Here is a 26,013-nt window from a genome sequence, read left to right as displayed (position 1 = left end):
GAGGTACTTATGATTCATATTGCTATTGAAGGTATTGATGGAGTTGGCAAAACTACGGTTTCAGAACTGCTATCAAAAGAAATAAATTACAAGTATGTTCATAAACCTCTAAGTGAAATTTTTGGCGAAAACAAAATAAGTGAATATATAGGATTAAGAAACAAAATAAATACAATGGAAAATAGAAATATTACAGCTTGATTTTATTGTCTTGGTTCTATCTATATGTATGAAAAATATAAAAAAGAAAATATTATCACAGATCGACACTTGGCTTCTAACTATGCTTGAGGGGATGTTGAATATAATGATGATATTTTTGATTTAGTTTTAAAAAAAATTGGAAAACCAAAATTAACCGTCATTTTATATGCTTCAGAAGAAATATTAAAAAAAAGAATTTTAATGAGAAATAAAAATGACAAAGATTTAAAAAAAATTGAATATTCTAATAATCATTATAAAAGACTTGAAAAGTTTTGTATTAATAAAAAAATAAACTATATTTTTATTAATACAGATAAATTAACACCCAAAAATATAGTTGATATAATTAAAAAAAGTATGGGAGATTTAAATGAAAAATCTTAGTGAGTTGAGAATATCTAAAAATATGAAATATACTGCATTATATAATTCACTTAAATTATATGAGTTTAAAGAAGATATTTATACTAGAAATATTTCAAATAAATTTTGTTTGAAAATAAATGTTGAGGAGCAAAAGTTTTTTATCAATGATTTTTTTATTTTAGATTTAATAACACATGAGAGTTTTGTTCAACTTGAACTCATAATAAAAATTCTAGAAAATAACTTTGATTTAAATTCAATGCATTTTTCATCAAACCATTCTTTTGCATTTGAGAATTTAAACATAAAATGCTTTAAGTGAGAAGATGATTTTGAAGTTGAAAGTTTAAATAATAATCAAATTTTTTATAAATCTAGATTAGTTGGTGGAGTTATAGAAAATGAATATATAGGTAAAACGAATGAAACTTTTTTTAATCGTGGCTTTCTAGATGATGACAATAAAAAATTGGACTTCTTTTTTATTGATGACAAACTTATAACAAAAAAAGATATGATTATATCTAAAAACAAATTAGTTAAATATTTAGGAAAAGATAAAATAGTATATGTTCCCGAAGGTATTGAAATTATAGAATCAGAATGTTTTTGAGATAACCAATTTATTGAAGAGGTTGTCCTTCCTAACTCTATAATAAATTTGGGAGGAGATACCTTTTATAATTGCAGAAATTTAAAAAAAATATGTATCCCTAAAAATACTAAGTATATGGGCAACAATCCATTTGCAGGATGTGTAAACCTTGTAATAGACAATAAGTCAGATTTTTTTGTATATGAAAATGATCTTCTTATAACAAATGATAGAAAAAAAATAATTTACTATAATATAAATTCTTTAAAAAAAATCTTAGAGATTAAATCAACAGTTGAAGTTATTGGCAAACATGCTTTTTATCTATGCACTAATTTAAACAAAATCACTATCCCTTCAAGCGTTATAAAACTTGAAAATAATCCGTTTTCAGGATGTGACAATTTGGAAATAATAAATCATTCATCTGAGTATGTAGTAGATAATTACATTATATATAATAAATTTAAAACCACTTTAATAGGTTGTTTACCTAAATTAAAAACTAAAAGTTTAGAGCTTATAAGTACATTAAAAAATATTAGTAGAAATGCATTTTGAAATTGCAAAAATATAGAAAAAATAGTATTTCCTGAGTCGTTAGAACAGATTGGATATAATCCATTTATAGGATGTTCTAATATAAGGTTTATTTCTAAATCTAAAAACTTTTTAGTTGAAAATGATGTTTTATATAATGGAGATAAGAGTAAAATCATATGCTATCCAAATTGAAAAATAGATAGCGAATTTATAATAGATCAAGAAGTTATCGAACTTGAAAGAGGAGCTTTTTCAGGAAATAAAAATTTAAAAAAAATAAGCTTGCATAATGTAAATATAATTAATAAATCAACATTTTCCAACTGTATTTCACTGGAAGATATTTATATTTCTGATTTAATTTATTACATTGGAGTATGAGCTTTTTCATATTGTAAAAATTTAAAAAAAATTAGTGTAAGTAAAAATACTTTTATAGAAAAAGATGCATTTTCAAACTGTAATGTAGATATTTCTTTTAGAAATAAACCCGAGAACATTTTGGTTGAATCAGATAATTTGTATACTTTAAAATCTATGCAAAAAGCTTTTAAAAACAAAATTGATTCTATTTTAATTGATCCACCCTATAATTCTAATATTGTTTATATTGGTTACAAAGATCAAGAGTTTGAAAAAGGTTATACTAACTTTATAGAAGAAAGAATTAAACTTTTAAAACCACTACTTTCAGAAAAAGGGTTTTTGGTTATTAATATAGATGAAGGAGAATATAAAAACCTTTATAACTTATTGGTAAAACATTTTGGTATCGACTTGGTAAGTTTACATAAATGAAAAAAAATTCATCCTTTTTTTGATGAAAACAGAGTAATACTAAACCCATACAAAAAGCAAACAGATTTTGAATATATTATAATTGCAAGAAATACAAAGGAAGCAAAATTAAAAAAAATTAGCCAACCTTTTATCAAAGAAGGTTTGCTATGCGAGGTTCAAAGTGAAGTGCCAGAAATTTTTGATTGTTTTGGCACTACCAGTTCTGCAAAAGATGAAATAGAAAAATTATTTGGTAGAAGAGATTATTTTTCAACTCCAAAACCCGTAAAGTTAATGAAAGAATTAATAAGAGCAACTACAACAGACAATTCTATAATAATGGATTTTTTTGCAGGAAGTGGAACTACTGCGCATGCGATGGAAGACCTTAATATAGAAGATAACGGAAGAAGAACCTATATTATCATTTCTAATAATGAAAAAAATATTTGTCAAGACGTAACATATAGAAGATTAAATACTATAAGCTCAAACTTTGTTTTTTTGAAGAATAAAAATGTGTAAATAGAACTAAAGCTTAAAAATAAATAAATTTTATCAAAAGTTAAGAAAGTTAAGGGATATAACTATCCAATTAGCTTTTTTATTTTTGTAAGATTAATTTTTATATAGTTTAAAATTTTTAGAAAATTGGTTCAAAATGTATAATTTCTAATACCCAAGTCTCATTTGATAAAAGTTTAGTTATATATCAAATTTTTTTAAGTTTTACTTATTACAAATTATTTAGAAACATTTTAAGATTTGATTATTTAAGTACAATTAAATGGCCATACAAAAATTTATATATACTAATAAATAAGGTTTGAATATATCAATTAATATAAACCTATATTTCAAATATATTAAAAACTTATTACAATGTAAAGTTGATTTGAATAAGTTATTCTATATAATTATTGTGGAATAGATGTTAAGTTATTAATTACTAATTAAATAAAAGTTTTTAATAAATAAAAATAAGGAGAATTAAAAATGCCATTAACAAGTAAAAGGCTATTATCAACACTATCAGCTATGAGTGCTGTTTCTTTAACAGCAGCAAGTGTAGTTGCATGTGCTTATAACACAAATAGATTAGCAACAATTGAACGTTCAACAGATGAGTTAGTTAGAACTTATCAATATCCGGTTCAATCATGAAATACAGCGTGAACATTTTATTCAACAGATTTTGATGTTTTAGCAAACACTAACGCAACATCATTAGGTGTTGATGAATATGGAAGAGTGTATGGAGATATTTTTGCACCTAATAGTGATTTAAAAGCTTCAACTGTAGGTACAACTCAAGATCAAAAAAAATGAACATATAAAATAAGAGAAAATTTACATTGATACAAAAATGATGGGTCTTTAGCTGGAGACATAACTTCATTGGATTATGAAAATGCAGCAGAATTTATTATGAGATCAAGTCAAACAGGATCAAACTTAGTTTCTTTATGATCTGACTTTATAGTTGGGGCCACAGAATTAAACTTATATTTAACTCATAATAAAACAGTAACTTTTGCTGAGGCAAAAGATAAAATAAAAAGTGATTGACAGTATACTGAAACCATCGATGGTAAAGAAGTATTGCGTAAAGTTGCTGGAGTGAGCGAAGGTTTTGGTCTAGACACATCAAAAGAAGGATATATAACTTATAACTTAAAAAAACCAGCTTCATATTTTGAGTCACTTTTATGCTACGCGGTATTTGCACCGATGTTTGTGCCAAAGGGTGAAGTAGTTGCTGAAGTTGATAAAAGAGAAGATATTAGTAAAGGTTATTATTCAGGAGCTTACTTACCAAAAATAAATGATGGAAATCAAATAGTATTAGAAAGAAATCAAAATTATTGATTTAATGATATGGTTACAATCAATAAAATAAAATATTTAAATACTTCAAATGCGACTTCATCAAAAGATAGAGAATTATTTGAAGCAGGAGATACATCAGGGTTTATGGTAAACAATGATGATGCAGTTGGTTGAAATAGATATATAGGTTCAGATATTGATAATCCAATATTTAATTACCTATATGATGTTCCAACAACAGAATCATTATCATCATATGTTTTATATTTCAATACTTACAACTCTGATATAGACTCAGGTAAAACACAAAACGATAAAGATAGAGCAGTGAAAGCAAGTAAATTATTACAAAATAAACTAGCCAGAGCATTTATGTCAACTAGTATTGATAGAAGCGTATTTGCTAAGTTTTACTCTGAAAAGTTTGATGGTAATTCAACAGTTTCTAAAATGATAAGAAATGTTTATACAGCTCCAGGTGTTGCAGTTGATGACTCAGGAAAAGATTACTCAAAATATGTTGAACAAGCTGTTAACTCTCTAGAAAATGTTAGCTCAAGTGGAAAAAAATTAAGTTTAGATGATGGAAACGATGCATTACTAGGAAACTCTGAATTATTTTTGGGAAAAAATCAAAATCAAGAAAATTTAATTAAAGAAATAAAACAATATATGCTTGATGAAAATTTAATAAGTCAGCAAGACTCAAAGTTAGACTTAAGAGTTTTAGTTAATCCAGAAGAATCAAAAACAGTTGTACCAAAAATTATCAATATGTTTGATAGATTTAACGAAATTACTGACAACCCAATTCATATATCGATTGTTGCAGCATCTACAAAAGAGGATTATCAAACATTAAGAAGTGAGGGTAGATTTGATTTAATGACAGGGGGCTGAGCACCTGACTATGCTGACCCAGCTGCTTTTCTAAATTCTTATAGAATTGATGGTGATTTAAGTACATATACAGGTTCAGAAAAAATTATACCAGCTTTACAATCGCAAAAAAGTCAACTATATGCAAATGCAAACAATACTTCAAAAAGTTATGTTGAAAGTTATAAATCATTTGACGAAGGTATTGCAAAAGTAGACTCAACGATTACTGCAGCTAACCAAAAAGTTAAAAGATTTGAAGAGTTTGCTAAGCTAGAGTCTAGTTATTTATATGAAAATTTCTTTGTTATGCCTTTTTATATTAAAAATGCACCAAAAAATTACAACATAAGCTATGTGATTCCATACACATCAAACTATGCTTGATCATATGGTATAGCAGCATATAAAGATTGATCTAAAGTTTTAAATAAAACTATCATTTCAAAAGAAATGGCAGAAGAACAAAGAAAAAGAGTAGAGGCTTATAAAATTTCTTTATCAAGTGAAAATAATTTTAAAAAAGATGATCAAAATGATAGAAATCATATATTGTTTAAATAAAAAACAGCAAAGATATTTAAAAAAAATTAAAAGAGAAATACAATTTTTAAAATTAAGTTATTGATTATACAATGTAAAATATCTGCCTAACTAAAAAAATGTTAGGAGTTTGTATGAAAAATAATTATTTAATAGAAAAAATAATAAGATGCTTTTCTCTTATTATTTCAATAATTATTTTTTGTATATGTTTTGCAATGTATATGGTCAAAAAAAGTATGGGTCATAACAATTAGGAAAATATCAAAAATTTTTATCAAGATTTATTTGATTGTGATATTATTTTATCTGTAAATAAATATGAAGTAAAAAGAACGCTCTTAATTACTTCGATTGAATTATTGGCCGGGCTTTTTATAAAATCTTTTTGAATTACATTAAAAATATTAATAACTAACAAAAAAGACTTTCTGATTTTTGAGTATATTGCTTTAACGGCTTCATTAACATTTATTGTTTTTATTTATTTTTTCTTAAACATAAACATATATTATAAGTATAGAAAAAGCGAAAGAATTTATGGAGAACAAATTTAAGCATTTTTTAACAAATTAGAATTAATGTATGGCTCAAAGTTTTTAAAATTGGAAATTTTAATTAGATATAGATTTACAAGAGCAGACTTATTTTTTTATAAAGCAAATATAACATTCGAAAGAAGAATCTAAAGAACTAAAAATCCTAATAAAAGTTTGAAAATATTTAATCATTTTAAAAGTTATTTGTATTTTTACTGATTATATATTATTAGAATAAGTCACAAATTTTATTTTCAAGGATATAGAGTTGATGGAAATGAAGCAAGTTTAAGAGATTATAAAGCTGGTCTAATTACTAATTTTATAAGTTATGTAAAATCTAACACATTTTTAGGAGATAATTATAAAAAGGTTAAATGATTTTAAAATAGTTTTAAATATTATAAATCAAATATCAGCAAATAAAAAATATCCAAATTTGGATATTTTTTATTTGCCGATATTAATTATTTTAATGAAATATTTTTTTTATAAATTTTGCTTAGTTCTGGATCCTTAATGGCTATTCCGTCTTTATCAACTATTACTTTTTCTTCAATTACAGCTAGATCAAAATTATCATTTCCTTTTTGCCCTTTTATTGTAATGAAGTAAATTGTTAAAACAGAGTTATCACCATCTTGCTTAGAAGTTAAATTTAAATCCTTTAATTCTTTAAACAATTCTGTAAAACTACCAAACATTTTTCCTTGTTCTTGCATGTTCATATCTTTAAAACTGATTAATGTTCCTTCAATTTCAAGTTCTTTGGAATTACCAAAACCATCATAGTCACCTGTTTTTGTGTCTTTGTAGTCAACATCTAATTTATTTTCACTCACTTTTAAAGGTTCTGAAATTGTTAATTGTATAATACTTGTTTTATTTTTATCACTTAAATAAGCTACTACATCAGCATCTTTTTTTCCATCACTATATGTTAATTCTTTTACGTTATTTTGATCTTTTTTGTTACATGCAACCGCAACACTTCCACTTGTAGCAACTAATCCTGTTGCTGCTAATAAACTTAATAGTTTTTTCATCTTTTTTTCCTTCTATGTTAATTTAATAACACCTAAATTATAGCACCCTTAAATAAAACACATATATATTTTCAATATATACACTGAAAAAGATAAAGACTATCACTATGCACAACATGAAAATGAAACAGGACAAAATGCATATATTAGAGTCGAATCAAAAGAAAGTAGTGAATTATTAATTGAAATGTAGTTATTAAAATAGAAATTAAATATCTTGATTTGAAAATATAAAACCATTACACACCTTCCAAATAAAAACACAATAGATGATGCAATTGGATTTGCTTATAGTGTAATCAATTCTTATGCACCATCAGCTTTATAAGGAACATATTATTTTGCCTTTAGAGAATAATTTATTCGGCCACAGGTCCAAATTATTATAAACAATTGGTTGTTGCAGCAACCGATAATAGCAAGGTTCTTAAAGGTAAAGTCACTTTTCAATCGGTATATAGTTATTTAGATGATAAGTAATTATATTTTAGAAATAATATGTATCTAATCAAAGTTTAAAAATTTATATTTTAAAATTACTTTTAAAATATAAATTTTTTTTATTTTTAGTGAGTGATATAATCTAAAAAATTATGAAAGGAAAAAAGTTTATGAAAAAATTATTAACTTATTTAATGAGTCTAGCAGTTATTTCAGGATCAACTTCTAGTCTTGTTGCATGTAAAAAAGAAGCACCAAGCAACATACCAACTGATGAAAGTTATAAAGACTTTGGAAAAGATATTGATAAATCAAAAGCAGTAGATGATAGTATTAAAAACAATAGCAAGTCAGACTACTCAAACTACTATATACTTGGAGATAGTTTGAGCGATATTAATGGAATCACATCATACTTGAAAGACTATCTTCTTCAATCTCCTTTTGCGAATGCATTAAAAGGAAAAGAAATACATATTGATTTTGATGATTATTTAGTTGAAGGTGCAGCTAAAAAAACAAGTTACTATGGTTTTAATGAAACAGTAGGGGGTAAAACCATTAGAAGAAGTTCTTTTACTAATGGGTATACAGCAGCAGCATTATTAGGACAAAAACTAGGATTTACTGATGTATATGGAAGTAACATTTATACAAAAAACTATATAAGCGACGAACTAAAGTTTGGTAATAACTATGCAATTGGAGGAGCAACAGCAGTTCAACCAAGTGGAACAGATATACTTCAACAAGCGCTAAAAGACACATCAATCGTTAGTCAATCAAAAGCAGTAATTCAGCAACATGTAATTAATGATAAAGACTTAGCATTTTATGCTATTGGATCAAATGATGTTATTGCTATGTTGGGTATGACTGATAGCGCAAAAATCAATGAGTATAAAGAAAAAATGATGGCAGCTGTAGAAGAGTCATTATATACATTATTAAATAATGGTTTGAAAAAAATCTTATTTGTAACACCTCCAACAATGGAGCAAGTCCCAAGATTTAAAGATAAAGATAAAGCAACTGTCAAAGCATTATGTGATGATGTTAATAAAAAATTATTAGATATTGTCGATTCAATTAACAAAAATTATAAAGATTCTATTCAGGTCTATGATTTAAATAGCACTATTAATGGTGCAATTGATGCAGCAGCAAAAGGAGATAATCCTTTAAAAGTGGATGCAGGTTACACTGGTGGATATGGTAGTGCTCAATATAGTTATATGTTTGATGCAAATGGTGATGGAGAAAATGATGCAAATAAATGACAAGCAATGCAGGGACTAGATGTTACAGCTTTATTAGCTGCAATAACTAAACATCCTACTGCAAAAAATGCATATTTAAGATTATCTGTATTAGGATTAGATGAAAAACAAGATGTGGATAAATACTTCTTTATGGATGATATTCACCCAACAAAAATAACACATGCAGATTTTGCTAACAAGTTTATGGATTTTTTGAATAAAAAATAATAAAATTCTATAATCAAAAAGTCTTCAAGAAATTGAAGACTTTTTGATTAATTTATATCTATAAATAATTAAAATTCAAATTTTAATAAACGCTTTTATTTAGCAAATGTATTTTTAAATCATTTTGCAAAACTTCATTTAGTTCATGTAGTTTGCCCTGCATTTTGAATTGGTCCATCATATCCATCATAATTTAGTGCCCAAGTCATTAATCCTTTAATAGAAACATTATCTTTTTTTAGCAATTCATATACTTTATTGATTGCACCTTCATAAGCAGCTCCACGACCTGCAGGCTCATTGGTTGAAGCTCCAATCACAAAACGTTTAGGATCTAATTGATAAAAACCATTTAAATTACTTTTTTTATAAGTTAAGTACTTTGTCACTAAATAGTAAAAGATTCCTCTATTTGCATAATCATCATTTGTTATAATAGAACCATACTGTAATCCTAAAGCGGTTGCCTCATCTTGTTCAACATAAGGTCCTCACGCTCAACCGTTATAAAATTGTGGATTGATTCAATCATAATATTTATCTAACTGCTTAAAAAATGGTACATAACTACTTCCGCTTGCTTCTGTACTTTCTTTTAAATATGGTAACTCAGGAGCCATTGTTATATAAAAATGTTTATTGTCCTTTGCTCACTCATTTTTAATTTCAATAATAGCGTCAGATGTAACTTTTTGACTCGTTCTATCAGCTAAACAACTTCCTTCTCAATCAAGATCAATTCCATCTAAATCATACTCTTTAACCACATTTAAAATAGTTTGCTTTAATTCATCTTTTTGATTTTCGTTAAAGCGCATAGATTCTCCAGTTTGTCCTCCCATAGAAATTAAAACTTTTTTATTTTTAGAATGTAAGTATTTAATTCCGTTTTTCACTTCTGTAGGATTTGAAGGTTGGAATACTGGCATAGTATTAGATGTTTGAGCATATAAAAAAGATAAATTTATAACATTATAAGCATCATCTATATCATTAAAATTTACCTTAACTTGATAGTTTCCTCCTCAATCATATCAATAACCAACAAGTACTTTCGAATTGTCTTCAGGTGTAGGAACTGGATTTTCAGGTTCAGGTTCACCACCAGGCTCACTTGGTGTAGTAGGTGTATTATTTTCTGTAGTAGGTGTATTATTACTATCTGTTTTATTACATGCTCATGCACCAAATGCGCTAGAAGTTGTTAAAACAACTGAACTTAAAGTAATTAGTAATCTCTTCATATAAACTCCTTATTTTTTTATTATAAACAATTTTTAGTATATTTAAAACTTTAATAAAAAAATGTTAAATTTAAATATTAGTTAAGGAAGTTTTTAGTAATTTTATAGTTCTAACAAAATCAGAATATTGTAGTTTAATTTTATCAGTTAGCAAAATTTGCTGATGTTTTTTTTCTTTATCTTATATTTAAATCTAATTTTTTTGATAAAAATTCTTTTTTAAATAAAAAATTTTTACATATTGTGCATAATTTTTTTTATTAAAAGGTTTAGCGATTATGTGGGAACATTGTTTTTAAATTTTTGCATTAGATACTGGATGAGCTAAAATATTTTTTAACTCTCTTTTTTATATTTTTTTTGAAATAATCTCTTTTTAAAAAAATTATGAATAGTCACGGAAAAAATAAATTTTTTGAAAAGTTGTTAAACTTGAATTATGCTAATCAAACATTCTTTATAAACATTTATTTATTGTATAATAATTATATTTAAGTACAAAGGAGTTTTATATGATTTTATTGATTGGATCAAGTGGAGTTACTAATTATGTTTTTATATTTTTGTCATGTGCTATTGCTTTTTTTATTTGTAATGTTATGTATGTTTATTCTAAAAATCTAGGAACAAAAAATTTAAAAAATGTTAAAAATTTTTTCGAAAATTTAATTGATTTAGATAGTTTAGAATGTGTTAATAAGTATGGAGTAAAGAAAGTTTTAAAAATTACATCTATTTGCACTTTTACAGGACTTTTACTAGCAGTTCTTATAAATCTTTATACAGTTATAACAACTACTGACACCACACTATTTTGGATTAGTTTAATAGTTCTAGTAGTATCTTGTTTTGTAATGATAGTTTACTATTTATTTTTAAATATACAAACATTTTTAAATTTTAGAAAATCTACTTCAATAAGCGAAGAAGAAGCTGAGTCTTATTTTAACAGCTTAAAACAACTTTATGGAAGTCAGTACACTAAAATTGATATTATGATGCCTTTTACAAATAATAAAGCAGTAATTTTAGTTAATAAAGTACAGGAAAAATATTCATCAACATTAGCCAAAATAAAAAAACCTGATATTTATTCAAAAGCGTTTAATGAGTTCAAAAGTTATCTTAATATTAATTATTATCATTTTACAAAGTTATTTCCAATGTTTGGGGTTTATGGTGTGAAGTTAAACAATATTGAGTCTAGTATGGACGATTACAAATTGGCATTAATTACAAATTTTTTAAGCTATATTTATAAACCACAAAAACTATCTACTAGTTAAAAAAAATCTCCCATTGACTAATGGGAGATTTTTAAACTAACTTATGATTTTGTAAATATTCTTCATAATTAGGTTTTTGTACTTCTGTGTTTTTTAAAAAAGATTCATTAGCTACTGTATTTTCAAAGTAATATTTTGAAATATTTCCATCTTTTAAAAATCTAAACTCATATGAAGCATTTTGATATAAGTAATCACTTTCTTTTGCTCACTCTGCATTTACATTTATGTCACCATCTTGTTTATCACTATTAGTATCACTCAATACTTTTCCGGTTAAATATCTTTCTTTGCATGATGAAGTATTTGTAGTTGCCTGTGAAGTTGGGAAGATATGATCTCCACCTCACTCTTTATAATCAGCACTATCACCATTGGTTCCAGATACATAACAAATATTTGGTTTTACTTTATCAACAAAATTTTGACCTAAAGAGTTTTTACTTCCATGATGGGCAACTTGATAAACATCCACATTTTCAAATTGTAAGTTACCATTTTTAACCAATCTATCACCTAGACCTTGTTCGGCATCACCTGGTAATAAAAAGGATTTATTGTTAACTTTAAAGTATAAAATTGTTGACGCATTATTTTCATCTTTAAAAGCTAAAGTTTTCATATACTTTTGTTCTGAGTAACTTCAGTTATAAAAATCTATATTTAAAAAATTATACTTCTCTGAAAAATTTGTTAGTTTTGTATTAGAGTTAACATATATTTTTTCATTGTCAACACTAGAATTTGATTTACTTGATACAAATCTGCTTTTTATACTATTTCCGTGATATGGTAAAACAATATTTGCTACATTAAAGTTTTTAGTAATTGCATCTAAGTTACCATAATGGTCACTGTGATTATGACTTAAAAAAATAGCTTCTATAGATTCTACACCAGTTCACTTTAAAAAGTTAGTTGCAAACTCATTACCTTTATGTAAATCTCCAGTTCAGCTAGCATCTGGATCCAATCCAATACCAGCATCAAAAATTATTGCTTTTGAACCAATTTGCATATATGAGAAAAGTCCATTACCGATTGAAAGTGTATAGTAAGAAATTTTATTCTCATCTATTTGATTATTTGAATATGTTTCATTATTAGACTTACATGAAACTAAACTTGAACAAGAAGTCAAAGTTAAACTAATACCACTAAGTATTGAAAGTATTTTTTTCATATATTATCCTTTATCTCCTCTATCTCTAGATATCCCTTTAATAATTAGTTTATTTGCAAATACAAATATAATTATCATTGGTAGTATAGAAGCAACTGCTCCAGCCATTTTTAAGTTTTGGGGATCTCTTGCATAATTTTCTAAAAGATCTCCAGGAATACCCCCTTGGACCGACATTAAGTTTCATAATAACATTGGTAATGTAACTCATTCTGAGTTTGAACCTAAAACCATAGTTGGTCATAAAACAGCATTTCATGATGATATTAAAGATATTATAAATGATGTAACTATTGTTGATCTAACTGATGGTAAGGCAACTTTTCAAAAGTATTTAAATGTTGATAAGCCATCTACTTTTGCAGCAGACTTAACACTTCTTCCTACATTTGAAAAAGCATTTGCCATAAGATAAATAGAAAATACATTTGAGATAAATGGAACAACTAATGATCAAAAAGTATTTTTTAATCCTAGTTGAACTATGTAAATGTACTGACCAATTATCATAGCTTCTCCAGGAACCATAACAGTTGCAAACATTACAATAAGTATAACTCCTTGAGGTTTTGTTTTTCAGTTTGCAAGTCCAAAACCTGCTACAACCGAAACTAATAGTTGTAGTATTGTTGTTGCAAAGCTAATTAAAATTGAATTTATAAAAAATCTTTGCATAGTTACTTTGAACATAGATGAACTTCCCCCAACATATTCAAAAAGTTTTTCATAAGCATCTCATGTTAATGAGTTTGGAAAAAAACTAGTTGGAGATAATGGATCAAATTCATCTAAACCTCTAACTGACGTTAGTATCATCCAATAAAAGGGGAATATTATTATGACAGCCATGAAAAACAAGAATGTCCCTTGTATGGATTTTCTAGTGAATTTCTTTCAAAAAGTTTCACCAGCCATCGTATTTGTAAATAAAATTTGTTTTTCTAAAAGTTTATTGTATTTATAATTTACAATTTTGTTTTTCTTTTTATAAAACAAATTGATAATTTTAAAATATATATTTATTATGAATATTTTAAACGAGTTAAATATAACTTTTTGTGTAAGAACACTTGCTTCGTTATTAATTTTATCTATTTGTTGAGTCTTGTTAAATTTCTGCTCAAATTTAAGTAATTTATTGTCTTTGTTTATTTCAAAATTTTTATTTGTGTACTTAATTTTGATTTTTCGATATGTATTAATTTCTTTAAAATTAGCAAAGTTTGTTTCTTTTTCAAGAGCAACAACTTTATTTCAGTAATTAATTTTTTCATCTTCAATTTTCTTTTTAGCATCAATATCATTAGTTCTTTTTAATTCTTCTATTTTATTTTTATAGGTACTGGAAATAATTTTAAAATTACTTTGCGTAATAATTTTTTTCATAAACTTCCTCCTATTTATATTTTTTAGTTAGAACTTTTGATATTTGCCTATTTATAATTGTTATTACTAAAATTATAGCCATCAACACAATTGATGCAGCTCCGCCCTTACCATAAGATTGTTGAGCACTGGAAGGATTAACCTTACTGAAAATGTAGAATACAACAGTTTGTGCATTAGCTGCAACAGAAGCTTCATAGCTTCCAAACAAACCTAGTGGGAAAACTTTAAATGATCCAATAATCCCAGTTGTTATCATATAAACAATCATTGGTACTGCTCTAGGTATTGAAACTTTTCAAAATTGTTTTCATTTTGGCATACCATCAACACTTGCTGCTTGGTAATAACGAGGATCAATTCTTAAAAAAGTAGCTGTAAACATTATTATTTGAAATGGCATTGTTCTTCATATTCCAAAAATCATTACTAAAAAAATACCATTTTTTTTCGAAGTTCAATCAACTGTTCCTAATCCCAAACTATTTAATATTGTATTTGCTAATCCATATTTTTCTGGAAGAAAAATATATGCAAATGACATTGATATTGCCATTGCTGATGTAACATAGGGTAAAAAGAATAATGATTGTAGAAAAGAAAACATTCTTTTGTTTAAAACATTTGATAAAACTTTTGCTGTTGTTAAAGTTATTAATAAAGTTGTTGGAATAACAACTACAGAATATAACAATGAATTTCTTAATGAAATTATAAAGTTTGGATCTTTAAAAATGTTATCAAAGTTTGCAACTGTTCCTTGAAAATCAAGTAGGGGACGTCTAGCTCCATTAAATCCATTTCTAAAAACTATAAATATAGAATAGTAAGAAAACACAACTAGAAATACTAATGCAGGTGTAATTCAAATCAATTGATAAAGAAAATCCGTTTTCTTCGACTCCATGTTTTTACTTGAGCTCTTTTTTCTTAAAAAAAACTTTTTCTTTTTAGTTTCAGTAACTGAAACTGGATTCTTGGTTTCAAATAGTTCTTGTACATTCAATGCCATACTAAATTACCTCTAACAATTCTCGTTCACCATCTTTTGAAAATACATAAAGATGATTTTTTAAAAAACTAAACTTAATTTTTTGTTTATAATCTAGTTTTGATAATATTCTAGAGTCAAATACTACACCAATTTCTTCTTTACCAAACTTTAATTTAATGTAATTAGTTTTACCTAATAGTTCATATGTAATTATCTCTGCTTCATATTCTTGATCGTTTAAATATTCATTTTTAGAAGTGTCTTGTGACACTCTGATATGTTCTGGTCTTATACCAATTATTACATCTCTATTTTTTAATGAAGATATTTTATTAAGTTTTTGACCGTTAATAAATATTTCACCTTTATCGTTAATTTTATTTTCCATAAAATTCATTGTTGGAGTTCCAATAAAATTTGCAACAAATAAATTAGCTGGTTTTTCATAAATATTTACAGGAATATCACCTTGTTGTAACAAACCTTTTGACATGACATAAATTTTGTCTGAAATACTTAAAGCTTCTTCTTGGTCATGAGTAACAAATACTGTTGTTATTCCTGTTTCCATTTGAAAACGTTTTATTCATTCTCTTGTTGAAACTCTTAATTTCGCATCCAAGTTACTTAATGGTTCATCCAGTAAAAGTATTTTAGGTTTTTTAACAATACTTCTTGCAATAGCAACACGTTGTTGTTGTCCTCCAGATAGCTCTGCAGGTTTTTTAAATAATTGACTTTGAATTTCAACTCTCTCTGCAACTTCTTGAACTGCTTTTCTAACTTCTTTTCTAAATGAGGTTAATTGTAAATTTTGTTGTAATTCAAGTAACTCTTCACTTGTGAAACTTGCAATTTCTTTTGTATTTGCAATTATGTCAACTATTTTTTCAACAGATTCTTTTGCTAGATTAATTGAAAGTTCTTCATGCATTTTACTTACTATTTCTTTTTTAAATTCTTCACATTTTTCATCAAACTCTTTTTGTTTTTTTGCATAATCTTCATCTTTTACCAAAAATTCAAATGTTTCTCCTTTTTGTTTAGCAATTTTTTTTGCTAAAACTATTTCACTGTCTATTGATTTTATATGTGACTTTAAAGCAGTTTTGAATAAAATTATATTCGAATCTATAAAAGCTCTAATATCAAAATTTATATCTTTTATTATCATTGAAACAATTTCGTTAACAGATTTAAAGTATTCTAAATTTTTATCAAGTTTTGATAATTCATTTTGAAAATTATTAAAAATATTGACAAAAATATTTTTATATTCTTGTCAATATATAAGTTTGACCTTATCAAGCAAGTATGAAAATTGTTTGTTTTTAAATACTTCAAACTTATCTTTATAAAGATCTTCTATGAAATTTTTAATATATTCTGAAGACTTATGTATAATTCAGTCTTCAATAGTTGATAATGTTTTGCGAATATCTTTTGTTTGCACTTTGATTTCGCTTGTAACTGAATCTAACTTTTGAAAAATTAATTTATTTTGATTTGCAATTTTTAATTGCTTAGATTTTAGTTTTATCTCATTATTAATTTTTTTAACATTTTTTTTAAAAGTTTTACTTTGGTACAAAGGAAAAGCAATGTTTTGAAAAACATTTAAATGGGGGTATAAAGCATAATTTTGGAATACTAAACCAATGTTTCTACTTTGAGTAGATTTGTGAGTTACATCAATTCCATCAAACAAAATCTGTCCTGAAGTAATTTGAATTAAACCCGCAATTGCATTTAATGTTGTTGATTTACCACAACCTGATGGACCTAGTAAAGAAACTAGTTCACCAGTTTTGATATCAATACTAAAATTATTTACTGCAATAAAATTTCCATAGTCAATTGTTACATTCCTTAATTTTATACTCATAAAAATTATTCTCCTAATAGCTTGTCTGCATCATCAATAATATCTTGAACTGTTTTTAAGTCTGGGGCAATTGCGCCTGCTGCTTGTGCATGACCACCACCACCATATTTGATTGCTAATTGGTTCACTAATGTTCCAGAACTTCTAAACTCAACACGGTATTGTCCGTCACTTCTTTCACTAAAAGTGATTCACATTTTTATTTCTTGAAATCCAGCTAGAGTATTTGCATACTTGTTCATCATTTCAGCTGTTAAGCCATGTTTTTGCATTTCACTAACTGGAACAACAATTGTTGCTAATCCATTTTTTGTTAGTTTGAAATTACTATAAATAAAGTTTGTAAAACTAAGTTCACTTAATTTTCTAGTGTTTAAATTTTTATACATTTCTTCAAGATCAAAACCAGTTTTTAGCAAACCGCTTGCTACATCAAATGTTCTAGAACTAACTCCACGATACATAAATCTTCCTGAGTCAGTTACTATTCCATTAAATATTGCTCTTGCAGCTTTAGGTGGAATGCTTCAATTTAATTGCAGAGCCATAAATCCAATCATTTCGCTTGCTGAAGTATATGTTGTATCAACTCACATCAAATCTCCGTAAGGTGTTGCATTTGGATGATGATCTATTTTAATTATTTTGTTTGCTGTAGAAAATCTTTGGTCATCAATTCTCTCTACATTTCCACAATCAGTTACAATGACTAATGCTTCTTTAAAAATATCGTCGTTTTCGATTTTGTCAAATGAACCAACATAGCTTAATCATTCCATTGGTTCTCCAACTGCATAGCATTTTTTATCTTTAAAATTTTCTTCGATTAATCATTTTAAACCCAACTGACTTCCATATGCATCTCCATCAGGATTGATATGTCTTTGGACAATTATTGTTTGAAAGTTTTTAATTTCATTTTCAATTTGTTTTAGTATTTCCATAAATTAATTAGTCTTCTTTTCTATCTAGTAAGTTTACTTCTTTTAATACACTTGGTAATTGAGCTTTATAAGTTACTGATCCATTTGGGTCATAATCTGTAAGTATTGAATTAAATGCATAAGTTGCTCTAGTTTTTAATTCTGTTGAATCATTTCCTCAAAAGTAATCTGTTAAATTTGAATCTTTTAAGAAAACATCTTTTGCTTTGTCATCCATCATTTTGTTTTGAATTACACTTGTAAGAACATCACTTCTAACACCATTTCCTAAAGGTGAACCTTCAACTGTGAAGAAATGGTTAGCATCACCACTATTTACCATGTCAATGTATTGTTTTAATAATGGGTTTGATCTGCTTTGTTCTTTTCCGTTTTCATCTTTAGGTTTTGTTTCACCTTTAATTCATTTAACATAATCTGAATCACTTGCATAATTTTCTTCATTAGAAGGTAAGTAACCTGTAAAGATTCCAAAGTATGCTTGTTTTTCTGGTGATAATAAATATTCTAAGAATTTATTAGCAACTTTTTGTTTGTCTTCTGATGAAGATTTAAATCCAGCAATACCAGGACCTTGTTGAGCAGTATATGCTTCTCCTTTATCTGTTGGAGTTCCCATTACTAATACATCATCGAATGTTACTTTAAGATCTTTGTTAACTTTGTTTCCTGATTTGTAATAGAATGATCCAGCAGTTGAACCTGAAGCCAATAGCATTGTTCCTGCTGCAAAGAAATCTGATGAATATTTTTTCTTACCAGTTAAAGTAGGTACATATAACATTTCTGTATCTTTTGAATCAAGAGTTGTATCTCCTCTAAGTGAAGCACTATCTTTTCCTTGTAAGTCTTTTAGTTGTTGTAAAAATTTCATTTCATTTTGCAATCCACCAAGACCTGTTGATTTATTAACTGAGAATTTATTATCATAATAGTTGTATAAGAAATCTTTATTTTCAGATAAAGTTTTAATTGAATCAGTTTTTAATAATTCTGCATACTCTGAAAATACTTTATTAGATAATGAGTCGATTCCTAAACCATAAATTTTTGATCCAGTTCCCATTTTATCTGCATTTACTAATTTGTATTCTCTATCTAATCTGTACATAAATCCTGAAATTGTTGCTAAATTTGAGTTTAAAAGAAGAACTTTTTTAACATCATCTTGATTTTTAGCATTAGCTAAACTTGTAAAGATTTTTTCTTCATCTCCTACTAATTTAAAGTTTTCAGGTAATTCATTTTTGTATAAATCAGAAACTACTATATTTGAATTTCCTAAATAATCTCCTAATTTTGATACACTACTAATTTTTGTAATTGCCATAGTTGTTAATTCTTTTAATAATCTTAAGTTTACTGCTGAAAAATCAAATGATTTTGCCATTGGTAATACTAATTGTTTTTCTTTTCCATCAACTGTTAATTTACCTTCATTCATAAATGATTGTAATTTTGGTTTTAATGTACTTGGCATAACTGTACTCATATCTAATGCTTCGTCTGGAGCACTTGCTAGATATTTAACAACATTATCTGGATATGTTACATATAAATCTGGTAATGATTCTCCAGAAGCTAATGCTCCTGAAATTGCACCAGCTGTTGGTGTTTCTAGAGTTACTTTTATTGATGAATCTGCATTTGCTGCATTAAAATCATCTACTATTTTTTTATATTGTTTTTGGATATTTGCATTAGTTCCTGCAGCTGCATCAAACATAAATACAACATCTTTAACTTCGTTTGCCTTTGAAGAAGGACAAGCTAGAACATAAGATGTTGAACTTGCACTAATTGCAATGGTTGCTAATATACTTACTAGTTTTTTCATTATATATTTTCTCCATATTTTCTGACTTTAATTTCGAAAATAATCAAACATGCTTTTAATAATAGCTGTGAATTAATAAGCCATTCATAAACTCATAGATAAGACATAGGTGCCTTAGTAGATACATCAACCCAATATGTTGACTTATACAAGTTTGCTTACTTTCACTTTTATTTTATCTTAGTACTATATCTTTTTTTGTTTTTTTTAAAAATATTAAAAATCCTTTATTTAAAAGGTTTTTTAAGTATAAAAATCTTGTTTATAATTATTTAATAACTTGTATAATAAGTTTAACTACAAGAGGTAAATATGAGTAAATTTAAATTAACAAATGAATTTTTAAATATTTTTCCAAATGTCGAAATAGGGGTTTTGGTATTGAAAGGTATTAAAAATGAGTATGATGATCAAATTAAATATAAAAACTATTTAAATCAAGCAATAGAGGAATCTAAAAAGTTTATCACAGCAGAAGTTTTTTCAGAAAATACAATTGTGCAAAAATGAAGAAATGCCTATCAGTTATTTAAAACTAAAAAAGGTGCACGTTCTTCTATAGAAGCCTTATTAAAAAGGGTTAATAATCAATCTGAGTTGAATATTATAAATCCTTTAGTTGATATTTATAACTGCATTTCTTTAAAATTTGGTGTGCCTTGTGGTGGAGAAGATCTTGATTTGATTAAAGGGGATATATTGCTAACAAAAGCTAATGGCAATGAAGAGTTTATAACATTAGGTTCAGATAAAAGTGAACCACCATATGAAAATGAAATTATATACAAAGATGAAGTAGGGGCGATTTGTCGTTGTTTAAATTGAAGAGAGTGCACAAGAACTATGTTGACTGAACAAACAAAAAATGCTGTTTTCTTTATAGAAGAAATTGAAAGCGATAACTCTAATTTTACAAAAGCAGTTGATGAGTTAGCTAAAATGTTTGAAGATAATTTTAAAGTCAAATCAAAAGTTTATATTTTAAACAAAAATAAACAAGAAGTTGAATTATAAAAAAAGTTTTTATTTATTGAGTTAAATTTTTATCTTGAAATAAATTATTGTTAAAAAAAATTCAAAAAAGTATTTGAATTTTTTTAACAATTAAAAATAGATTAAATCATTTTATTAATTTTTGTTTTTAGAATATATTTTAATTTTACCTTGGATTTTTCCTTCATTTTTTTCTGTACTTCCATAAATCATTTTGAATTCAGTAGATGAAAAAGAATCTGTGTCTATGTGATAAGTAACTTTGAATAAATTTCCGTCATTAGGATCTTGAGTTATTGTAATTTTTCCATATATTTCTAAGTAAATTCGTGAGTGTAGATCAAATCTTATCATAGTCTTATAATCTCCATTAATAACTCTAACCATATAAGATTTTTCTTCATATTGAACAAAATTTCAAGGACTACCCTCAATATAACCTTCACTATTTAATTTAAACTCTGCTAATTTACCTGTATATGTGATTTTAAAAGTCATTTCTCCAGATATTAATTCACTATCTTCAGCTGCTTTAACAACCAAATCTACAGGTTCACCATTGGTGGTTGGTGGATTATAAGAATCCTTGTTAATAATATAATCTTTGTCTATAACAACGTCATTAAAAATTTCTAACATAGATTGCTTGATTATTTTAGACACAGAATCAAAATCTACTTGCTCAGTCTTTATTTCTAATTTCTCTTTTGGAAAGTATTCATTAAGACCAAGTCTATGATCTCCTTTTTCAATTCTAAAAACAACTCTACCGGCTAATAATAATGAAGTTTTTTTGGCTGTTAAAGCTATGTATCCTGAATAATTAAAATCAGCAAATCTAAAATCATAATCAAAATCATTTTCCTTAGTTATGGTTTTATTTTCTAAAGTTACATTAAATAATTGTTTTATTTTTTCTATTGCTTTTTCTAGGTATACATCTTCTTTATTATCTATAAAATACAAGGTGGTATCATCATAGTCAGTTAGCCTAGATAATTGTGCTTTATTTTTTCCATCATTTTCTTCATAATAAAAAACTTTAAATGTTACTGTACCAGCTATTGTGTCTGCTTTTTCAACAGTAACTTTTAATTTTCCTGGATTTTCCTTTGTTGGTTCAACATATTCGTATTCATGATAATATAATTTCATATTTTTTTCATTTTGAAATGCTTTAGAAAATACTCTCAATTCATTATCAACAAAATTCTTTGCAAACTCAAAAGTATTACCATTTGGATACAAGTCAGTATTTTTCATATTATTTATTAATGTGCCACCAAAATTTGTTGATTTAACAACAAAAGTCGCTTTACCTTTTACTGTGTCACTTATGTCTAAGGCTTTTATTGTGATAAAACCATCTTTTTTTTCTTTTGCTGGTATATAATCGATAAATTCGACATCACTTTCTAAATCAAAATGAGTATAATCTTCATAATAAACAAAAAATATTTGTGTTTTTATAACCTCTAAATCATCAACTGCAGGTGATAAATATTTTAAACTATTATCCAATCTATTTAAATCAGTTCTTCTATCTTTATTATTGTTACTTTGGTTATTTTCTTCTTCTTGTTCAAAAGTAGAAGTAAAAAATTTACACCCTAATACCGAAGAAAGACTTGTGGATGTAATACATAATGAAGTTAACAAAATCAACAATTTTTTCATTTTTGCCTCACACTATTATTAATATTTTATCAAAAAACATATTATACTTATTATTTACTGTATAAAAAATTTGTATTAAAAAAGCACCATTAAATGGTGCTTTTACTAACTTTTAATAAGAAATATTAACTTTAACTTTTGCTTTTATTCCTCCATAAAATAATTCTCTAGTCTGTGTTTCATATGTGGTGTATAAAGTTGGTTTATATGTAACAGTAAACAAACCTTTATCATTTTCGTCTTGTTTTACACTTACTTCACCACTGATACTAAATTCCTTATCAACTTCTAGCATTGTTACTCCATCACCATTCAAAATTCTGACAGTGTAAGATTTTTCAACATTTTTTCTAAAGTCTCATGGACTATTTTCTATATAGCCATCTTTTATGTTTGCAAATGATGCTACTTGTCCAACATAACTAATTAAAAATTCAGCCTCTCTCCTTACAAAAGTTGGTTTCTCTTGTGCTTTAACTATAATTTTATATTTTATGCCATTGCTTGTTGGAATTTTGTAGTTAGAGTCATCAATTTGATAATCTACATCCTTTTTGGCTTCTGGACACAATTCAGTCATTTTTTCTTCGACTGCTTTGATTGCACTTTCTTTTGTGTTTTCATTTGGCTTTATTTCAAGATCATCTTTATCAATTTGATCTAAATAATAATCTACTGGATAGACATAAAACATTAACCTTCCACTTAATACTTCAGAATCTGGTTTAGCACTAACAGCCACAAATCCATAGTTATCATATGTTGAAAGTATTAATTCATAACTTAAATCTTTTTCCAAACTAATATCAATATTATCTTTAGTATTAAAATAACTAGAATAGTAGCTCTTAATATTTTCAATCACTTTTTTTAAATAACACTCTTCTGTGTTTTCGTTATTTTTATAAATACCTATATATTGTTTACTATTTTCCCAATAACTATTTTGCGATAAATAACCTAAAAATTTTTTCTTACTATTTTTATCATTATAGTGAACATTAAATGTAACGTTACCAGCTATAGTATCTGATTGTTTTACTGTAACTTTTAATTTAGAAACCTTATCCTTGGTTGGTTTATCAAATCCATAAAATGGGATATCTAATTTGCTGTTATGACTTTTAAGACCTTTTGTTCTTAAAAAGTATTGAATTTCATCTTCTAAAAATTTATTTAATGTCTCACGCTCGTAATCTATTGGATAAATATCAATATTTTTCATATCATTTATTAATACTCCACCCAAATTATCTTTTTTTATTAAAAATATTGCACTATTTTTAACATATTCACTTGTTTCAGAAGCGTTTATTGTAATATAACCATCACTTGTGTTTGTTGGTTTAACATAATCTGAAAAAAATACATCTTTGTCCATATCCACACTAATGTAATTTTCTTCATAAATATATCTTATTTGAGTCTTGATAACTTCATCATTTATAACAGCAGGTGCTATTGTTTGTTTTTCTGCAGAGTGAAGATTAAGATCTCTTCTTCGATCAGTTTTCTTATCTTCATTTTCGTTTTTTTCAGCTTCAAAAGAAGATTCAAAAAACTTGCAAGCTGTTGATACTGCACTTAATGATGATATGCTAACTATCGAAGACATCATTATTAAAAGTTTTTTCATAACCGACCTCTGTTTTTATTCTTACACACTTATATATTAATCACTAATAATATACTAAAAATATTGGCAAGTTGTCAAAAAACTTTTATCTTTTTTTGTGTCATTTAAAAGTTAATGCAGTTATTACAAACAAAGCAATTATTATTAAAATAGCCCCAACAACAGGTTGTCATGTGTCTGTAAAATCTTGAAATTTAGGTTCTGGTTGTCTTGTAACATCTCATCTTCCTGTATTAAATCCAGCATTAGACCAATCGCCATCTTCAATTTGACTAAAAAGTAGTAATGCAACTGGGTATTTTAATGGAATAAAGTATGAAAAAATTCTAATTCCATCAGAAGTTTCATACAATCTTGGGTCTAACATAACTCCTGAAAAGAAAATACAAATAAAATAAATAATCATTGAAATACCTTGATTTGCTCCATCATCACTTAGATTACCACCAAGTAATGTTGCTATACCAATAGACATTAGATTAATTAAACTAATTGCTAAAATGAAAAATCATCAATTCATTGTTTTGTATAGGTCAATAACATCTTCTCTACCGATAGCCATTCCTGCTAAAAGCTCAACAACAACTCCTGATCAACCAACCATAAAGTAAAATATTCATATACAAAGAATAAAGTTTTTCTTACTAATACCTGTTGTATCCATTCTTTTTAAAAATATTGAGTTTTTTCATTCAACAATTGATGCTGAAAGAGATGTTAAAATAGTCAAACAAGGTAAAGCAATATATCCTAAAAGTGTGCTACCTTTGTTTGAACTGTTGTTGCTAGAAAATAAAAAGTAAAAAATAGTTGTAAAAAATATTGGAATGATATATGTAAACAATGGCCCTCTAACATTTTTATAAAATGCTTTACCAATTAAACGAAACAACTGAAAAAATATTAGGCTATTTCTTTTGAAATTAAAATTTGTTTTCGGTGTTTTTTCTTCAATTCTAGTTTGTTTTTTCATCAAAATCACCTTTATAAAACCTTTCCATTAACTCTCTAACGCTTTTGTACTCTTTTTTGATTTGGTCAATTGTTTTATCCATAAGTATTTTTTTGTTATCCACTATAATAACTCTATTACATAGTGCTTCTACTTCTTCAGGATGGTGTGAAACTATCAATAATGTTTTTTTGTTATTAAGAGTTTCTTTGAAAAAATTCAAAATTTTAAATTGTAATTCCATATCTAATCCGGTTGTTAATTCATCTAAAATAATGATTTTTGGATCGTTAATGATTGAAAGTAGGGCATTAAATCTTTGTTTTTGACCACCACTCAACTTGCTTAATGGTGTTTTATAGAAATCTTTAATTTCAAAAACCTCATTTAATTTTTCAAATTTTTCCATAGAAAAGTTTTCAAAAACAGATATATAGAACTCAATTATGTCTCTTGGACATAGCCCTGATGGTCAATTTCCTTCTTGGAATTGAATACCGATTTCTTGTTTAATGTTTTTTGATATATCTATTTTGATTTCTCCATGAGTTGGTTTTGCCATTTGGGCTATCATTTCAACCAAAGTTGTTTTACCAGCACCGTTTTTTCCTAAAATTGCCACTGCATCACCTTCTTCAATATTTAATGATATATCTTCTAAAACTACCTTATGTTTGTACTTTTTGGTTAAATTTTTAATTTCAACAATACTCATAAAAAACTCCTTTTTCTACATT

At 26.2% G+C, this 26,013-nt stretch carries 19 protein-coding genes and 1 riboswitch; of the genes, 7 read left to right on the top strand and 12 right to left on the bottom strand.

Annotation, left to right across the window (positions count from 1 at the left end; translation table 4 throughout):
- The first annotated feature begins 9 nt into the window (after window positions 1–9).
- The 4 genes from SHELI_RS04715 (at window position 10) to SHELI_RS06205 (ending at window position 6,669) form a co-directional block, all read left to right on the top strand.
- Window positions 10–591, top strand: coding sequence for an AAA family ATPase (locus SHELI_RS04715; RefSeq protein WP_069117132.1), 582 nt, complete (start codon window positions 10–12; stop codon window positions 589–591).
- The gene (locus SHELI_RS04710) at window positions 578–3,016 is read left to right on the top strand and encodes a leucine-rich repeat protein (RefSeq protein WP_069117130.1); all 2,439 of its coding nucleotides are present in this window, start codon (window positions 578–580) and stop codon (window positions 3,014–3,016) included. Before SHELI_RS04715 ends, SHELI_RS04710 begins: the two co-directional genes overlap by 14 nt.
- Before the next feature lie 471 nt (window positions 3,017–3,487).
- Window positions 3,488–5,764 carry an ABC transporter substrate-binding protein gene (locus SHELI_RS04705; RefSeq protein WP_069117129.1) on the top strand — a complete coding sequence of 759 codons (2,277 nt, stop codon included), beginning with the start codon at window positions 3,488–3,490 and terminating at the stop codon, window positions 5,762–5,764.
- Window positions 5,765–6,456: 692 nt separating this feature from the next.
- Window positions 6,457–6,669 carry a hypothetical protein gene (locus tag SHELI_RS06205; RefSeq protein ID WP_069117128.1) on the top strand — a complete coding sequence of 71 codons (213 nt, stop codon included), beginning with the start codon at window positions 6,457–6,459 and terminating at the stop codon, window positions 6,667–6,669.
- An 80-nt stretch (window positions 6,670–6,749) separates the two neighbouring features.
- Here SHELI_RS06205 and SHELI_RS04695 read toward each other — a convergent pair whose 3' ends face one another.
- The gene (locus SHELI_RS04695) at window positions 6,750–7,328 is read right to left on the bottom strand and encodes a lipoprotein (protein ID WP_069117127.1); all 579 of its coding nucleotides are present in this window, start codon (window positions 7,326–7,328) and stop codon (window positions 6,750–6,752) included.
- Between the two features lie 611 nt (window positions 7,329–7,939).
- On the opposite strand from SHELI_RS04695, the gene SHELI_RS04690 reads away from it, so the two are divergent.
- Entirely contained in the window at window positions 7,940–9,259 is a 1,320-nt protein-coding gene (locus SHELI_RS04690) for an SGNH/GDSL hydrolase family protein (protein WP_069117126.1), read from the top strand.
- 95 nt (window positions 9,260–9,354) lie between these two features.
- Here SHELI_RS04690 and SHELI_RS04685 read toward each other — a convergent pair whose 3' ends face one another.
- The gene (locus tag SHELI_RS04685) at window positions 9,355–10,503 is read right to left on the bottom strand and encodes a glycosyl hydrolase family 18 protein (RefSeq protein WP_069117125.1); all 1,149 of its coding nucleotides are present in this window, start codon (window positions 10,501–10,503) and stop codon (window positions 9,355–9,357) included.
- Window positions 10,504–11,015: 512 nt separating this feature from the next.
- Between SHELI_RS04685 and SHELI_RS04680 the strand changes: the two genes are divergently transcribed.
- Window positions 11,016–11,789: a hypothetical protein gene (locus SHELI_RS04680; RefSeq protein WP_069117123.1), complete on the top strand. Its 774-nt coding sequence runs from the start codon at window positions 11,016–11,018 to the stop codon at window positions 11,787–11,789.
- A 31-nt stretch (window positions 11,790–11,820) separates the two neighbouring features.
- Here SHELI_RS04680 and SHELI_RS04675 read toward each other — a convergent pair whose 3' ends face one another.
- The 6 genes from SHELI_RS04675 to SHELI_RS04650 are packed head-to-tail and all read right to left on the bottom strand — an operon-like array spanning window position 11,821 to window position 20,018.
- On the bottom strand, window positions 11,821–12,972 hold the full coding sequence (locus SHELI_RS04675; protein ID WP_069117122.1) for an MBL fold metallo-hydrolase: 1,152 nt from the start codon (window positions 12,970–12,972) through the stop codon (window positions 11,821–11,823).
- A 3-nt stretch (window positions 12,973–12,975) separates the two neighbouring features.
- Window positions 12,976–14,358 carry a carbohydrate ABC transporter permease gene (locus SHELI_RS04670; protein ID WP_069117121.1) on the bottom strand — a complete coding sequence of 461 codons (1,383 nt, stop codon included), beginning with the start codon at window positions 14,356–14,358 and terminating at the stop codon, window positions 12,976–12,978.
- A 10-nt stretch (window positions 14,359–14,368) separates the two neighbouring features.
- A complete protein-coding gene (locus SHELI_RS04665) occupies window positions 14,369–15,370 on the bottom strand; it encodes a carbohydrate ABC transporter permease (RefSeq protein WP_069117120.1) in 1,002 nt (333 codons plus the stop codon).
- A gap of 1 nt (window position 15,371) precedes the next feature.
- Window positions 15,372–17,237 (bottom strand): ATP-binding cassette domain-containing protein, encoded by a 1,866-nt coding sequence (locus SHELI_RS04660; RefSeq protein ID WP_069117119.1) that lies wholly within the window; start codon window positions 17,235–17,237, stop codon window positions 15,372–15,374.
- 5 nt (window positions 17,238–17,242) lie between these two features.
- The gene (locus SHELI_RS04655; protein ID WP_069117117.1) at window positions 17,243–18,181 is read right to left on the bottom strand and encodes a DHH family phosphoesterase; all 939 of its coding nucleotides are present in this window, start codon (window positions 18,179–18,181) and stop codon (window positions 17,243–17,245) included.
- Window positions 18,182–18,188: 7 nt separating this feature from the next.
- Entirely contained in the window at window positions 18,189–20,018 is a 1,830-nt protein-coding gene (locus SHELI_RS04650; RefSeq protein WP_069117114.1) for an extracellular solute-binding protein, read from the bottom strand.
- A 75-nt stretch (window positions 20,019–20,093) separates the two neighbouring features.
- Window positions 20,094–20,190: riboswitch (purine riboswitch) on the bottom strand.
- Window positions 20,191–20,330: 140 nt separating this feature from the next.
- Here SHELI_RS04650 and SHELI_RS04645 point away from each other — a divergent pair.
- Window positions 20,331–21,032 carry a B3/B4 domain-containing protein gene (locus tag SHELI_RS04645; protein ID WP_069117113.1) on the top strand — a complete coding sequence of 234 codons (702 nt, stop codon included), beginning with the start codon at window positions 20,331–20,333 and terminating at the stop codon, window positions 21,030–21,032.
- Between the two features lie 114 nt (window positions 21,033–21,146).
- On the opposite strand, the gene SHELI_RS04640 is transcribed toward SHELI_RS04645, so the two are convergent.
- The 4 genes from SHELI_RS04640 to SHELI_RS04625 all read right to left on the bottom strand — a co-directional run bounded on the left by SHELI_RS04640 (window position 21,147) and on the right by SHELI_RS04625 (window position 25,991).
- Window positions 21,147–22,688 (bottom strand): hypothetical protein, encoded by a 1,542-nt coding sequence (locus SHELI_RS04640; RefSeq protein WP_069117112.1) that lies wholly within the window; start codon window positions 22,686–22,688, stop codon window positions 21,147–21,149.
- A gap of 112 nt (window positions 22,689–22,800) precedes the next feature.
- Window positions 22,801–24,324 (bottom strand): hypothetical protein, encoded by a 1,524-nt coding sequence (locus SHELI_RS04635; protein WP_069117111.1) that lies wholly within the window; start codon window positions 24,322–24,324, stop codon window positions 22,801–22,803.
- An 85-nt stretch (window positions 24,325–24,409) separates the two neighbouring features.
- Entirely contained in the window at window positions 24,410–25,297 is an 888-nt protein-coding gene (locus tag SHELI_RS04630) for an ABC transporter permease (RefSeq protein ID WP_069117110.1), read from the bottom strand.
- Entirely contained in the window at window positions 25,281–25,991 is a 711-nt protein-coding gene (locus tag SHELI_RS04625) for an ABC transporter ATP-binding protein (protein ID WP_069117106.1), read from the bottom strand. Before SHELI_RS04625 ends, SHELI_RS04630 begins: the two co-directional genes overlap by 17 nt.
- Between the last annotated feature and the right edge of the window lie 22 nt (window positions 25,992–26,013).

It is taken from the genome of Spiroplasma helicoides, assembly GCF_001715535.1.
GTDB classification, from domain to species: Bacteria; Bacillota_I; Bacilli_A; order Mycoplasmatales; family Mycoplasmataceae; genus Spiroplasma_A; species Spiroplasma_A helicoides.
Note: the sequence above shows the minus strand (reverse complement) of the source record. Positions and strands in the feature narration are given on the sequence as shown.